General features: G+C 40.9%; 10 protein-coding genes and 1 tRNA gene. 5 read left to right on the top strand and 6 right to left on the bottom strand.

What is annotated here, in order from left to right; all coding sequences use genetic code 11:
- Positions 1 to 64: 64 nt before the first annotated feature.
- Positions 65 to 967 (bottom strand): DNA-binding transcriptional activator PunR, encoded by a 903-nt coding sequence (punR, locus tag SFRI_RS09280; protein WP_011637271.1) that lies wholly within the window; start codon positions 965 to 967, stop codon positions 65 to 67.
- Positions 968 to 1,306: 339 nt separating this feature from the next.
- On the opposite strand from punR, the gene SFRI_RS09285 reads away from it, so the two are divergent.
- The 5 genes from SFRI_RS09285 to SFRI_RS09305 all read left to right on the top strand — a co-directional run bounded on the left by SFRI_RS09285 (position 1,307) and on the right by SFRI_RS09305 (position 9,012).
- A tRNA-Ser gene (locus SFRI_RS09285) sits at positions 1,307 to 1,396 on the top strand.
- 645 nt (positions 1,397 to 2,041) lie between these two features.
- On the top strand, positions 2,042 to 2,719 hold the full coding sequence (locus tag SFRI_RS09290) for a DUF6781 family protein (RefSeq protein WP_011637272.1): 678 nt from the start codon (positions 2,042 to 2,044) through the stop codon (positions 2,717 to 2,719).
- Between the two features lie 11 nt (positions 2,720 to 2,730).
- A complete protein-coding gene (locus SFRI_RS09295; protein ID WP_011637273.1) occupies positions 2,731 to 4,413 on the top strand; it encodes an ABC1 kinase family protein in 1,683 nt (560 codons plus the stop codon).
- A gap of 745 nt (positions 4,414 to 5,158) precedes the next feature.
- Positions 5,159 to 6,703 carry a methyl-accepting chemotaxis protein gene (locus SFRI_RS09300; protein ID WP_011637274.1) on the top strand — a complete coding sequence of 515 codons (1,545 nt, stop codon included), beginning with the start codon at positions 5,159 to 5,161 and terminating at the stop codon, positions 6,701 to 6,703.
- A gap of 728 nt (positions 6,704 to 7,431) precedes the next feature.
- A complete protein-coding gene (locus tag SFRI_RS09305) occupies positions 7,432 to 9,012 on the top strand; it encodes a BCCT family transporter (protein WP_011637275.1) in 1,581 nt (526 codons plus the stop codon).
- A gap of 117 nt (positions 9,013 to 9,129) precedes the next feature.
- On the opposite strand, the gene SFRI_RS09310 is transcribed toward SFRI_RS09305, so the two are convergent.
- The 5 genes from SFRI_RS09310 to SFRI_RS09330 all read right to left on the bottom strand — a co-directional run bounded on the left by SFRI_RS09310 (position 9,130) and on the right by SFRI_RS09330 (position 15,395).
- Entirely contained in the window at positions 9,130 to 9,846 is a 717-nt protein-coding gene (locus SFRI_RS09310; RefSeq protein ID WP_011637276.1) for a 3'-5' exonuclease, read from the bottom strand.
- Positions 9,847 to 9,856: 10 nt separating this feature from the next.
- Positions 9,857 to 11,734, bottom strand: a complete 1,878-nt coding sequence (locus SFRI_RS09315; protein WP_011637277.1) for a putative nucleotidyltransferase substrate binding domain-containing protein — start codon at positions 11,732 to 11,734, stop codon at positions 9,857 to 9,859.
- Between the two features lie 438 nt (positions 11,735 to 12,172).
- Entirely contained in the window at positions 12,173 to 13,378 is a 1,206-nt protein-coding gene (locus SFRI_RS09320) for an ABC transporter permease (protein ID WP_011637278.1), read from the bottom strand.
- Positions 13,378 to 14,088 (bottom strand): ABC transporter ATP-binding protein, encoded by a 711-nt coding sequence (locus SFRI_RS09325; RefSeq protein WP_011637279.1) that lies wholly within the window; start codon positions 14,086 to 14,088, stop codon positions 13,378 to 13,380. The genes SFRI_RS09320 and SFRI_RS09325 overlap by 1 nt, the downstream gene beginning before the upstream one ends.
- A gap of 8 nt (positions 14,089 to 14,096) precedes the next feature.
- The gene (locus SFRI_RS09330; protein ID WP_011637280.1) at positions 14,097 to 15,395 is read right to left on the bottom strand and encodes an efflux RND transporter periplasmic adaptor subunit; all 1,299 of its coding nucleotides are present in this window, start codon (positions 15,393 to 15,395) and stop codon (positions 14,097 to 14,099) included.
- Positions 15,396 to 15,974: the final 579 nt, after the last annotated feature.

The following is a 15,974-nucleotide window of genomic DNA, read 5'->3' on the forward strand; positions in this document are numbered from 1 at the left end:
CTAATTTAACATAAACGTTTGTATAAGTAATGTTATTAACAAAAACTTATTTTGCAAAAGTGGCTTAGCTAAGCCACTCTTTTTTTAGTTTCTCGGTGTCGCCGAGGTGATCTAACACCCACTGCATAGCAGGCGTCATATTGGCATTATTCCAGGCTAAACAGCAGGCTGTGTCTTGCTTTGGGGTGGCGAGTTGTTTTTCTATTAGCGCGCCGGCTTTAATAAAAATATCAGCCAAATGATAGGGCATGTAGCCCACACCTAAGCCTTCTCTAAAACAATTTATTGCTCTGATCCAATCAGGTACCACAATTCTACGTTGGTTATTTAACAACCAATTCGGCCTGTGGGCAATATTATGAGCCGTGTCTTGCAAGCAAATTGACGGATACTGTAATAACTCGTCATCGGTTAACGCATGTTCTGTTTTGGCTAACGGATGATTTTTACCGACTAAAAAAGACCACTGAATCATTCCCATATCGCGCGACTTAAAAGTGCCACCAACAGGAATGCTTGAGGTTGCTCCTATAGCGATATCGCTTTTACCCGTCGACAATGCTTCCCACACGCCATTATAAACTTCTAAGCGAATAATCAATTCAATATCGGTAAAGTGGCGATAAAAATCAGCAATTAAGCCACTGATTTTGTCTGCGCGAACCATGTTGTCAATCGCAATAGATAAAGAAGGGCGCCAGCCATTAGCCACTTTCTGGGTATCACGTTTAATATTATTAAGCTTGGTCATTATCTCGCGTGACTGCGCCACAAAATGTTCACCGGCTGGCGTCAAACTAACACTGCGATGGTGACGCTCAAACAATATTACCCCTAAGTCATCTTCAATCTGTTTAATGGCATAACTCACCGCAGAGGGGACTTTATTCAATTTATTGGCTGCGGCGGTAAAACTGCCCACACGGGCAACAATATCTATCATCTCGAATGCTTGTTCTGAAAGCATCTCGCTATCCTTGGCATTGGCAAAATTACTTGCAGTAAAGGTAAACATTAAGCCTAATCAAATCAAGCAAAGTCGCCGCTATCAGCTGTTTAATCACATTTTAAATGACAAAAATGGTCAGCTTAAGTTGATTAGCACAATTCGACTGCCGTTGAGCCCGTTTAAGAACACAGCAAGCCACATATTCTGTTCATCATCAGTATAGAGGCTTAGCTGTCAGTGAATAATCAATCGCGATACTGCAATTACAGTTAACTTGAACATTTAATCACCACTTAACAAATTATTTGCAATTTACCCTTTACACAAAACAGCCATTGTCATATTATTCGCCCGCTCGGAGGGATGGCAGAGTGGTCGAATGCACCGGTCTTGAAAACCGGCAACGGTTTATCCCGTTCTAGGGTTCAAATCCCTATCCCTCCGCCACATTCAAACAAAAAGGCCTTATCGAAAGATAAGGCCTTTTTGTTTGGGCGAAAGATAGGACTTTGAACCCACGGGTTCCTATTTATTACAAGCAAGCTATCCCTCCGCAAGATTTAACAAAAGAACTTATCGAAAGATAAGGCCTTTTTGTTTGGGCAAAAGGTAGAGCGTTAAGCCCTAGGTTTCTCTTTATCACAAGCAAGCTATCCTTCCATCCCGCCAAAAGTATGTCAAAGTTTAGGTTTTGAAGCGCATACATTTTAGCTACTGATTTAATAAAGCGGAGAATATAAAGTCTAAGCCTACCAAGTTGTAAGCTGACTCCAGACTTATATACAATTGAAGCACTTTCGATATACACATGTAGTTTAACATTCACTCAAATTTGAACAGTAGAAAAAGTGAGTTTCCAGCGTTGTGTGAATATTGTCCGCTATTCGCTACATTTTTGAGATGCATCAAGGTTTCATTAGTACATTTGACTTAGATTTATTAGGTAAGTGTTATTTTTATTTGCTGTTATGTATCAGAATCGTTCAGCTTTTCTTAGCCAAAGCTGGTTAGCAAAAAATGTTAAATAGCATTACTAATACTATGATAGTAATGGATTATTATAGCAACCTGACGTTTTATAGGTGGATCAATATGAGTACAGTTAAAAGTGATACAAGTCATCATTGTGACAATCTCGAAGGATCCATTAAAGAGGCGGTTGAGGCAGATAAGGATATTCGGGAAACCGTTCGTTGCATTACTCTTAAAGCATTGAGTGAAGGCAAACTGGATCTCAATGAGATCACTCAGATTGCAGGCCGCGTGGTTAAAGGCACGGGTTTAGGTGCTCATGGTCGCAATAGCCAAGACAAGTTAGTGAAGGCTGTTGCGGGTCTTGATGATGCTTTGTGTTCTGCGGCAGAAGCATCCAAATTAGCCGTTGAAGAAGCAAGTTCTCATGCTAACACCTTTAGTAAACAGGATTTACAGCGCACCCTTAATGACCTTAGTGAGCTTGAAGTTATGTTTTTAGATACGTTGAAAGACGTAGCCAAAGAGGCTAATGAGGCTGTATCCGGTACCTTAAATGATTTGGCTCGTCATGGTCGAGTAAGCGGCACCGCAGTCGGCCAGAAAGTAACTGAAATTTCAACATTGTTAAACCAACAATTCAGTGAACGGTTAAGCGATACTGTGACTGCTGGAGTAGATTCTGCAGCAAAAATAACAAGTAACCTCGCTTATGCGGCAGCAGGTTTTCTTGATGCATTTGTACAAAAAATGGATGAGAAATCAGCATCTAATTCTTCCCAAAATAAAAGTAAATAGACAGGTGAAGCATGCTTTGGGAGACGTTAGGTACAGCTCGAGATATCGGCCGACTGAATGAACTTGCTTCGGTCTTAATCCGTTATGGCTTTGGCGATGTACTGCGAAGACTTGGACTCGCGAATGTATTCAATGTCGCTGGTAAGGCTCTGCATTGGAAGCATGCTGCCGAAATCACTCAGTTAGAATCTCCGGTCAGATTTTGTCATGCATTAGCTGAAATGGGGCCAACCTTTATCAAACTAGGACAGATCCTTGCTACGCGTTCAGATCTATTTCCACCAGAGTGGACTGTAGAGTTTGCAAAATTACAAAATCATGCACCGCCGGTATCATTTGAATTGATCTGTAAACAATTACACGAAGACTTAGGATGTAGTCCGCAACAGGCTTTTGCCGAATTTAATCCAACTCCTTTTGCTGCCGCATCGATTGCCCAAGTTCATCGAGCTCGTCTACATGATGGCGCTGAAGTGATTATTAAGGTTCGCCGGCCAGGCATAATGCCCGTTATCGAAGCCGATTTACGTTTACTTGCCCGTATTGCCGAGGTGATGGAGTCAGAGTCACCGACATTGCGCCGTTTTAGACCTCGTGAGGTAGTACGCCAATTTACCCATTCTCTAAGGCGGGAATTGGATTTACTGGCTGAATGTCGCAATGCTGAAAGGGTGGCTAAAAATTTCAAAAGTAATCCTAACATCATTATTCCTAAAGTGTATTGGTCGTGGTGCAGTGAACGCGTCAATGTTCAAGAGTTTATTGATGGTATTGCTGGGCGAAATGTAGAAGCCGTGGAAGATGCAGGATTAGATAGAAAACTGTTAGCCAAGTATGGCGGTCAAGCTGCGTTGAAAATGATTTTGATTGATGGTTTTTATCATGCAGATCCCCATCAAGGTAATATTTTTTATATGCCTGAAAATCGAATCGCATTCATTGATTTTGGTATGGTTGGACGACTGTCTTTTGAACGTCGACATCAAGTGGTAACGCTTTTACATAGCATGGTTGATTTGGATGCACCTCGCGTTATTGATGTATTATTGACTTGGGCTGGCGATCCTCCGCTCAATTGTGAAAATCTTACTTTTGAAGTTGAAGAGTTTGTTGATAAGTATCATGGCGTTTCGTTAAAAAATTTCCATTTGAGCATGATGTTGACTGAACTGATATCACTGCTTAGAGAATATGGTCTTAGCTTACCCCCTGATATTATTATATTGATCAAAGCATTGATTGCGCTTGAAGGTGTGGCCCTGCAGTTAGATCCTGACTTTAATATGGTGTCTGAAGCGAAACCATTATTACACCAGCTAATGTTACAACGATATGCACCAGACGCATTGGCCAAAAGAGGTTGGCAAGCCATTGTCGATACCGGTGAATTGTTAAGTGGATTACCGCAAGACTTACAACAACTTTTACGCTCAGCGCGCAGCGGTAGATTTCAGTTACATGTTGATGTAACGAGATTAAAAGCCTTTGGCAATCAACTTGACCGGGCAGCGAGTCGAGTGGCAATTGGTAATGTGGTAGCGGCTATGATTATTGGATCTTCTATCGTGATGACTGTTGATGGTGGGCCAACATTATTTGGTTTGCCGTTATTCGGCATACTTGGATTTCTGAGTGCTGCCGTCGGTGGAATTTGGTTATTATTCTCAATTTGGTCAAGCGGGCGCTGGAAGTAGAAATTTTGCCTATAACAATAATACACATGAGGGTGCATAAATGTTGATGCAGCACTTACAGTGCGTGAAGCATTAACAATATACTTCGATAGTAATCACTCATATTACCTTGGTTGTTTTGCTCGACATTAAAAACAGTTCTATTTATTAGTTTAAAACATAATCATTCCTTCCCACACAACCTGAATAATCAGACCGTTTAGCGTTAAAAGTGACAAGAAGTTACAAATACACAATGCAGCTTAACGGTTAACGCCTAACGTTTGACGTTTAACGTTAAAAAATCTGACGTTTACAATCTAAGGTTTAAATCTAAGGTTTAAAATCCATCAACTACACTTTTACATCGATTGATGTAGCAACTAATACTTTATTTAACTCAAATGTGAAGAGGTTTTGTCTGAATGACTCCCAGGGATTTCTTTGCGGTCAACCGTGAAGTTATTCATGTGTTCGATTAATAACAAACAACGGTTCATTAGCACTTCTTTTGCTATTAGAGCAGCATTTTTGGTCGAATCGTTGCATCTGTAAACTACACTAAAATGCTCGAATTGATCACTTGATGCTTAATGTCGTGGTTTGTTCACAAATAAATGCAATATCAAGTTCTTGCTGTGGCTCTATTGCGTCATAAATACGGTTTAAGCCTTAGATTGAGATGACCGTTTAGCCATAGACCAAAGTCGATAGCCTACAATGACATAGACAATGCTAACCTGAATAAAAAAGGATTGGAGTATTCATGCTAAATAGAACAATTTTTATTAATGGTTTAGTGGTATTTGCTATCACTGTGCTACTGAGTTATTTCACTCTATCTCCTTGGCTGTATGCATTGTTGATCGCACTCGCATCTGTGGCCACGTTACTGCTTACCCACAAAAAAGAAACTAGCCCAGAAATCCTTGAGTCATCTCAACAAGATGAGCATGTTGCTAGTGGTATTAGCAAAGCTGCCACTCGGATTGCCATTGGTGGGGCTGAAGTGTCATTTTTTATCGAAAAACTAGCACATGCAATGGGTTTACAAGTTAAGCATGTTCAAGAAATATCAGAACGAGCAGGTAATTTAGAGCAAGGTGCTCAACAACTTTTAGGCCAATCCGCCCAAGTACGTTTACTGGTTGAAGAAGCAAACACCCAAGCTTCCAGCTACGCCAAAGAAATAAAACAAGTCGATGAACAGCAACGCATCCTGTCTACTGAGATTGAATCAACGGCAGTGTTATTAATCGAACTTAAAAATAAAGCTAATGCTATAAGCAGTATCACCGACACTATTAATCAACTATCTGATCAAACCAATATGTTGGCCCTCAATGCCGCAATTGAAGCCGCCAGAGCCGGTGAGCAAGGCAGAGGATTTGCCGTGGTAGCCGATGAAGTTCGTAATCTGGCACATAAAACGGCTGAAGCAACGCAAGGTATCGAATCATTGTTGTCAGAAATTGGCGAGAATAGCATTCAATCAGTACAAGCAATGCAACGAGTGAGTGAGATGGGGGGGAAGCTCTCTCAACGCATGAATGAGATCTATATCCTCACACAAGCGAGCCAAGAAAGTATGGCCGGTGCAGCAAGCGAAATGCTGCAAATGGATCAAACGGTAGGGTTAACCGTTGATAATACCAATGGTATTGGTGCAAATATTGAAGGAATAGGGGCCTCTATACTCAAAGTTGATACCGACTTAATAGAAGCTTCAGATCGCGTTCTTGAACTCAGTGGCTTTGCCGAACAGATTTTTCGTCATCTGCAGAGTTTCGATTTATCGGATAAACACGCAATTATTGCTAATGTCGCGCTTAATGCAGCGGCTGATGTCGGAACCATTTTTGAATACGCTTTGGAAAAAGGTTCACTTACACAAGCACAGTTATTTGACTCAAATTACCAACCAATCCCTAAAACCGACCCGCAAAAATTCACCACCGGTTTTGACCGTTTTACAGACTCAAATTTACCTAACATTCAAGAGGTCATTTTAAAAAATAACGCAGATATTATTTATGCAGGAGCTGTGGATGTAAGAGGCTATTTCCCTACCCATAATCTCAAATTTTCTAAGCCTTTAACCGGAAATCGGGAACAAGACCTTGCTGGTAATCGCACCAAGCGTATTTTTGATGACCCAACAGGCAAGCGATGCGGCAGCAACACCGAAACTTTTTTACTGCAAACTTATAAGCGTGATACCGGTGAAGTGATGCATGATCTGTCTGCACCTATTTACGTTAATGGAAAGCATTGGGGTGGGTTTAGAATTGGTTACAAGGCAGAAGAGTAATAAATAATTAGCGCTATCCGGCGCATGATTATTATTTTATGTGCATGCAACCAATAAAAATCTACACATTGGAATTATGTTGTTAATTCATTGACTAAAGACCTAATGCACAGCAGCCAAAATTATATTTAGTTGCTGTGCGCCAATAACATTGAACATTCCCCGCTTAAAAATAAAAATTCAAATAAGGTCAAATTAATACCTTGGAGAAACAGCCCTGAACCATACCGTTTTTTCATTACCCATAAGAACATTATTATTAACTCATTAAGAGTTAATGGTAGCTTGGCTACATATTGAGGATGCCTAAATTTAGGCCTAAATTGTAGTGAAAGTGGTAGCAAGATTGGCTCAGACATTTCCACTAGGCGAAGCTGTATAAACTCACAATGTCCACGATGTGCTGAGAGTGATTGATGAATGAGCTGTAATTGCTTATGCAAACATAAACAAACACTACACCTAAACGGCATTAATGTTTTACTGCAAGTAGCTATTTTCTGAGGAAGAGCAAAGATATTGCGGATATTTGATGAACGGTGCATGTTCGGTTAAGTGAAAATGCAGCTTGTGTTATTTAAATATATGATTATTTATATGTTTTATATTTTAAAATTAACCTGATAATGAAATAAGACTGAAATCACCTTCCGATTTTGTTAAAATCCTTATCTAAGATGCAATCGAGTATCAAATCAATAGGGCAAGGCGGCTCTAACCGAGGGTTTATGAAGATAAATAAGGACAAATACAGTATAGATAATACCGATTATACTGTTGGACAGGATAACATCCAAAAATGGGGCTTTGATATTCATAACGCCGTTTTTGGGATAAGCGCAGGGTTAATCGCTGCTTTTTTAATTGCAATCTTAATTATCGATCCGGCAACATCAAAAGAGTTTTTAGATGGCTTAAAATGGCAAATTATCGGCACATTTGACAGTCTCTTTATGTGGTCTGCTAATATTTTTGTGATTTTTTGCTTAGCATTAATCGTTTCTCCTTTTGGTAAAATTCGCTTAGGCGGAGATGATGCAAAAGCTGATTATTCAAGACTTTCATGGATAGCAATGCTTTTTGCTGCAGGCATGGGTATTGGTTTGATGTTTTGGGGCGTTGCAGAACCTTTAGCATATTACACCGGTTGGTATGAAACACCATTGAATGTGGTTGCTAATACACCTGAAGCTGCAGAACTTGCACTTGGTGCCACAATGTTCCATTGGGGATTACATCCTTGGTCAATTTATGGCGTGGTAGCGCTGTCTATGGCTTTCTTTGCTTATAACAAAGGTTTACCACTTTCTATTCGTTCGGCTTTTTACCCTATATTGGGTGACCGCACATGGGGCTGGCCTGGACATATCATTGATATTTTCGCCGTATTAGCCACATTATTTGGTCTAGCAACCTCATTAGGTTTAGGTGCTCAACAAGCTGCAGCTGGGTTCCATCATGTGTTTGGCATTGAAGCCGGCTTAACCCTACAAATCACTATTATTGTAGTAGTGACGTTGTTAGCTGTTATCTCGGTAGTACGCGGCCTTGAAGGCGGCGTTAAAGTCATTAGTAATATCAATATGTTACTAGCTGTTGCTTTACTCATTTTTGTAGCACTTGTTACTTTTGCTGTTTCAATGGGTACAATTCCAACAACGGTAATGGGTTATATAAAGAATATTATTCCATTGAGTAATCCAATCGGTCGTGAAGACGAAGCTTGGATGCACGGTTGGACTGTGTTTTATTGGGCGTGGTGGATTTCATGGTCACCATTTGTGGGTATGTTTATTGCTCGTATCTCACGCGGTCGTACAGTACGTGAATTTCTTTCCACTGTATTGATTGTGCCAACCGTAGTCACTATTTTATGGATGTCTGTATTTGGTGGTATCGCAATTGATCAAGTTATCAATAATGTGGGTACATTGGGCAGTAAGGGATTAACTGAAGTTCCGCTAGCTATGTTCCAAATGTTTGATTCGTTGCCTTTAGGTAATCTGTTATCAATGTTGGCTGTGCTATTGGTGCTGGTTTTCTTTATTACTTCTTCGGATTCAGGCTCACTAGTTATCGACAGTATTACTGCTGGTGGTAAAATTGATGCTCCGATCCCTCAACGCATCTTTTGGGCTGTAATAGAAGGTGCTATTGCAGCTGTATTACTTTGGGTTGGTGGTACTCAGGCGATTGAAGCACTTCAAGCGGGTGCTATTTCAACTGGATTACCCTTTACCATTATTCTATTGGTTATGTGTGTCAGTTTGTTGATGGGTATGCGTACCGAAAAGCATAATAAAAGCTAATTGTTGAAATTAAGTCCTTAAAGTGCAAACACATTTCAGGACTTAATAATTCACACAAAAAAGCCGATGATTAATTCATCGGCTTTTTTTTCATAAATATTTCTGTTCAGCTAAACTTTATAACCATAAATTTTTAATCGCAGTGTCGGGACTAAAATGATATTTAATTTGAGCCTGCAATAACTCTGCGGTGGCTATGGCATCAGTTAACGCATCATGAGGGGCATAAGCGGGCAAATGATAACGTTCACGACTATTTGCAAGGCGAATTGATTCTGTGCGTTTTCTTTTAAAGAAATTAAATAATCCCTGCGATTTTTCTCGTTGTACATTAGCCTCAATCTGCATGGTATCGATAACCGGAAACACAATGCCTTCATTAATCAACATGCGTAGCGTATGATCAAGAAAATCACGCTCAATATGACGATAATGCACTACCACGACTTTACCGGCTAATTCATTTAAAAGCTGCTCTAAAATCAATAGTAAATCAGGCGCATCTTGTAAATCAGAGTGGGTGATACCGTGAATAATAATAGAGTCTTCTTGTAATTTATCTTTAGGGTTGAGATACCATTTTTTTGCTTTACGGCAGAAAATACGCTGCAAGGTAAATGGCACTAAGCCAATACTAATGATGCTGTTTTTCTGTGAATCTAAACCAGTTGTTTCAAAATCCAATGCGACAAACTCAATATCACTTAATGGTGTTTCATTGTGATAAGTTCCCGCATGATAGAAATCATGCAGGCGTCTATCTTTACTGTTTTGCACTTTTAATTCTAGAAAGGCTTGCCAGTTTAAAATCGCCTGGTTACTGAAATTAGTCATGAGTTAACCTTTAAAGTTTGTTCGAACTGTAGCGATATTTTAAAAAGTTTTGCGCATTGCTTAACACTAAAAAGGCATCTTTAAGATTTCGTCTTTCAAAATCTGACATACTTTCAGGTTCAATATTATTATCAGGCTCAATCCCAGACTCTATATCCGTTGATTGATGACGTAAACGTACCAGAGAGATAAGCTCCATAGCATGTTGTAAATCTTCGCCCTTTGATGTTGGCAGAATGCCTGCGTCGATAATATCTTCTAAACGTTCAAATGAGTTTTGCGATTGCGAGCCGATTGCTAATGCGTGTACTCGGATCAAATCTGCCAATGGTGCAGTACCACGACGTTTCAAATTAATAGAGTTGTTATGACGACCATCTTTTTCCATCACAAAATCTTTAAAGAATCCAAGTGGTGGTTTTCGGTTGAGGGCATTGTGCGCTAAACAGGCTAGAAAACGGTTGTTTTTCTTGGCCTTACTTAAGATAAATGCATTTAGCTGTTCCGCCCATTTTACTCGGCCATAAACACCGGTAAGATCAAAGAAAATAGAGCAGTTTAATAAAGCTTGCGGGTTAGGATTTTCTATCCAATCACCGAAACAATCTTCCCATTGAGCACGAGTTTTACGGTATTCTGGGTTGCTTGCCATAATATCACCAGTGCAGTAACTATAACCGCAGGCGGCTAAACCATCGCAAACAAAATCTGCTAGCTTCGCAAAATACTCACCATGTAACGCAGCGTTATAGCTGTTATCAAGGATAATGGCATTATCTTGGTCGGTCACCATTAGCTGTTCATCACGGGCCATCGACCCCAGTGCTAAAAAGCAATAAAGAACAGGCGGTGGGCCGAATTTTTCTTCTGCTAGTTCTAACAAACGTTGTTTAAAGTTACGACCAATTTCAGACATTGCCCGTCCGACCATGTGTGAATTGGCATCTTCATTAACCATGCGTACGAAGCAGTTTTTTAACTGCGCAGAAAGTAGCACTAAATCTTCGCAACTATTTTGTTGGAAGATACTGCTTACAAACAACAAACTATTTTGTGATTCGTAGCGAATGATATCCGCAACTTCAATAAGACCAATCGGTTTTTTATTTTTTAAGATAGGTAGATGATCAATATTATTGCGCAGCATAAGCAACATAGCTTCAAAAATGTATGCGTTATGATCCAGCGATATTAAACTGGTCGACATGACTTGTGAAATAGGATTATCTACATTAACTCCGGCAGCGATGACTTTAGCGCAGAGATCATGTTCGGTAATAATACCCACAAAACTGCTATCTTGTTGATCATCTATATCAGGGTCATTTATTAATACCGCAGAAATGTTTTGCTCGGCCATTATTTTGGCCACCACTTGTATGGAGCTATGGCAAGATAGAACCACAGGCTCTCTGGTAACTAAGGTTTTCACTTTTGAGGTGGTTAGTGCATTAGCATCATCGGTTTTACCCTTTACCGCTTGTTTTAAACGGGTGGTATCCTCAGCTTCAACGAAATCAGCAAAATCATCATAATTCTCGCATAAGTCATTGAATACAGACTCAGGAATACAGTAAACCAGCGTATCTTTTACTGCTTTAGCGGGGAAACGTACTTTATTATTGGTTAATAAGCCCATTTGCCCAAATAACTGACCTTGGTCTAAACGATTATAAAGTTCACCTTTACGGCGATATAACTCTACGACTCCGCTGCGGATCATATAAAGCTCTTTAATGTTGTCATTAAAGTTAACAATCATGCTGTCTGTGCGGTAATAAGAAATCTCAACACTTTTGGCAACGTCAATTAAGACTTGTTCTGGAAGCTGATCAAAGGGGGCGTACTGAGCAATAAAGCTCTGAATTTCGAGTACTTCGGCTGTCATGAATAGACCTGCTAGTTTGTGATGACTAAAGAATTGTTAATATCTATTTAGCATTATACGAGTAAACACGACAATATTGACGTTCGACATTGTGGTCGAATATATCGCTGTCGCAGAGGCCATTAGTTATCTTCATTTATTAACCGGTAATGATAGTGATGTAACCAAGGCAAACGATAATCTATTTAGGTTATTCGCTATAGTAGCACTGCTGTTCTGCTATTGTCCGTAAAGCATTTCTGTGTGGTCAGATATTGAGTTAATTTGCTTAAACAAATGACAATGTGGATTATTGACATTAAAGGTGACATTCACTCTTCGAGTTCATTAGAGTTGTTAACTAGATTCCAGTATAACCGGTTGATTTATCTCGCACTGATTGGGACGTAATTAACACCATAGAAGCACAATAAACCGAATTTGCGTTGAGGATAAAGGCTATTCATGACGCAGGGCTTCTATTGGATCTAGTTGCGCGGCTTTACGGGCAGGGAAATACCCAAAGATGACGCCTACAGCTGCAGAGAATAGAAACGATACCACCACAATACTCATGTTGAATACAAACGGAACTTGTATTAAATTTGCTAGCGCAACTGAGCCTGCCAATGCCAGTATAATGCCGACAATTCCGCCGAGTGAAGACAGCACAATGGCTTCGACCAGAAACTGTAATAGGACTTCTCGTTCAAGTGCGCCAATGGCTAGACGAATGCCGATTTCTCGTGTTCGTTCAGTGACCGACACCAACATGATGTTCATAATGCCAATGCCGCCAACCAGTAAACTCACTGCAGCAACGGCACCCAGTAGCATAGTTAATACTCGTGTTGTACCACTTAGCATATTGGCGATTTCTTTTAGATCCATTACCGAAAAGTCATCATCTTCATTGGCTGATATATGGCGACGTTCACGCAGCAATTCAGTCACAGCTTGTTCTACTTTCTGGGTTGATACGCCATCTTTAACTGATATTTGGATCAGTCTGACATCCTGATTACCCGCTAGTCGTCGTTGAAAAGTGCGTAACGGAATCACCACCAAATCGTCCTGATCCATTCCCATTGTTGACTGCCCCTTGGAATTAAGTAGCCCTATGACTTCACATGACAGCTTTTCTAGGCGGATTTTTTGTCCAATTGGGTTTTGTTCCCCAAACAATTCCTTGCGAACGGTTTCACCTATTATGCAAACAGCCTTGCCTGCTCGTAATTCACTTTCGACAAACTGACGCCCCGATTTAAATTCCCAGTTTCCGGCTTCAAAAAGTTGATTGGTTGAACCGCTAATACTGGTACTCCAGTTCTCATTGCCGAAAACGACGGTAACACTCTGCGATGCGGAGGGAGCAACTGCGCTGATGTTGCTTATTTCTCTGCTGATAGCTTCAGCATCATCGAGACGAAATGCCGATGCTGAGGACCGCTGGCCCATTCCCATTCGCTGACCAGGAGAGACCATTAACAGGTTACTGCCCAGGCTCGAAATTTGCTGTGTCACCTGTTGTGTTGCACCGCCACCAATAGTGACCATAATAATCACCGCCGCTACGCCAATGACAATACCCAAAACCGTAAGAAATGACCGCATAACATTGCGACGAATTTCTCGCATAGCCAATAATAAAGCATTCCATAACATCAGCTGTGTCCTTGGTTGTTGGCATCATGAGCGACTAAGCCATCGAGGAAGTGTATTTGGCGTTTGGCAAATGCTGCCATGTCTGGCTCATGAGTCACCATTACGATGGTGATGCCTTGGTCGCGATTAAATGAGCTTAACAGTTCCATTATTTCTCGACTGCGCGATGAATCTAAATTACCCGTGGGTTCATCGGCTAATAACACCGAGGGCTGAGTCACAATCGCGCGGGCAATCGCTACTCGTTGTTGTTGGCCACCAGATAATTCTCCCGGGGTGTGATCTTCCCAGCCGTTAAGGCCTACTACTTTGAGTGCATTCAATGCATGCTCACGACGCTCAGCAGCTGGCATGCCTCGATAGATGAGTGGTAATTCAACATTTTCCAGTGCAGATGTTCTGTTAAGTAAATTGAATCCCTGAAACACAAAACCGAGATAGTTACGTCTTAGTAATGCTAATTGATCGCGAGTTAACGAACCAACATCAATACCATCAAACCTATAACTGCCTGCAGTTGGTGTATCTAAGCAACCTAGCACATTCATGCAGGTTGATTTTCCTGATCCACTAGGCCCCATCACCGCCACAAACTCGCCGCGCTCGATGGTTAAATCTATTCCGCCCAAGGCCTGCATCTCTGCTTGTCCTGAGCCATAAACTTTGGTGACGTCCCTGAGCTCAATCAGGGAGGGTTGCTGGCTTTGCATCATATCCTTCACTGTTTGTTACTGATGGTATCGATAATTAATGCCATGCCCGTTTCAATGTCGCCAGCAGTGATTTCAGTGTTAATTCCATCACTCGATCCGGTGGTGACTTCTATGGAAATGGGTTGGCCGTCGCGTAGTGTCCATATGTGTTGTTGATTTTTGTTGCTGTTTACTGCGTGTTCTTGAGGTTGTGAGCTGCTTGGAGGTCGTGGAAGTAAATTACTCATTAAGCCGCCACTGCTAGCGGCTTGTTGCTCCTGTTCTGGAGGACTGAAACGCAAGGCTGCATTGGGAACCAGCAATGCATCGGATACTTGTTTAACTAAAATATCCGCGGTGGCCGTCATCCCAGGACGCAGTAATAAGGCTGAATTATCGACAATTAGTACGGTTTCATAGGTCACCACACCATCAACGGTTTGAGAAGCAAAATGAACCTCAGAAATTTTGGCTGGAAAATTTCGATTGGCATAAGCATCCACAGTAAACAATGCCTCTTGTCCCACGCTAATCTGGCCAACATCGGCTTCATCTACGTCTACGTGTAATTCCATTTGAGTGAGGTTTTCTGCCAAGGTAAACATCACCGGTGTTTGAAATGAGGCAGCCATGGTCTGCCCTGGTTCAACATCACGAATTAACACAATACCATCAATCGGTGAATGTATGGTGGCTTTTGCTAGTGTGGTTAACTCTGAATCAAGCGCTGCTTGCGACTGTACGACTTGGGCTTTAGCACTTGCAAGATTGGCTACAGTGCGATCATATGTCGCTTGTGATGCTTCACATTCTTGTACTGAACACATGCCCGTTTTAGCGAGTTCTCGGGAACGACTTAAGCTGTTTTTGGTTTCGATAATGGTCGCTTCAACTTGTTTAACCTGCGCTTTTGCCCAGTCAAGAGATGCTTTAGCTTGGTTTACCTTGGCCTGCAATTGATCTGTATCCATGCGCGCAAGTACTTGGTCCTTTTTAACGTAATCATTAAAATCGACCAGTACCGTTTTAATTGTGCCAGAAATTTCTGAGCCCACTTCAACCTGATTGACGGGTTCGAGCGTGCCAGTAGCGGTAACCGTTATACTCAATAATCCACGGTTGGCATTGGCCGTTTTATAGTGAATAGTTTGCGATTGGCCGTTAGTGAATATTTGCCATACTACAATGATAACAATAACAATTCCCCCAACAATCCAAAACCATTTACCCGCAAACTTGTGCTTTGCACTAGACTTATCGAGTCCTAACGTTTGACGAATATCAGTATCGTGTGATGTTGTCGGTTGTTGTTTATCTGATGTCATATTATGGGCCTCTCATTATTTGAGCATCGATACAAGGCTGGAGAACGTGAAGTTAGTCGATAGCACACGCCACACTTGAGGTGTCATTTAAATTAAGTGTAATACTAAGCTGCAACAGCAATGTGATCTGAGTCAACTTGTTGAGATATATCAAGGTAAATCACTCACAATGATGAGTTTACTCTTAACTAATGCTGATTTTTAATCCCCCGAGTTTATGCTGCTGACACTGTTTTTTCGTGCTGTTGTGTCAAGGTGACATCGTGACCAAAACTAGATGATAGTACTGTTTTTGTGTCATTGAGTTAGCTAAATATCGCTAACCAATATGGGCACTTTTTGTGAACAACTCTAAACGTATAATGTGTTGGATATAAATCCATTTCATAGGGTTATGTTGTTGCTGTTTTTAAAAGAGAGATGTTTTTTTAATCATGTAATGCTCATTAACTAAACTCGTTATACTGTAATAGAGTTGATCAAGATCAAGCGTGTTGTTTGTCTGTGGGCCTAAACTCGTTAATGTAGATGGGTTCAAAGTTGTCTAATGATCCGTTGCAAACTTGCTTTTTGTGAGGG

Source organism: Shewanella frigidimarina NCIMB 400 (assembly GCF_000014705.1).
Classification (GTDB): domain Bacteria; phylum Pseudomonadota; class Gammaproteobacteria; order Enterobacterales; family Shewanellaceae; genus Shewanella; species Shewanella frigidimarina.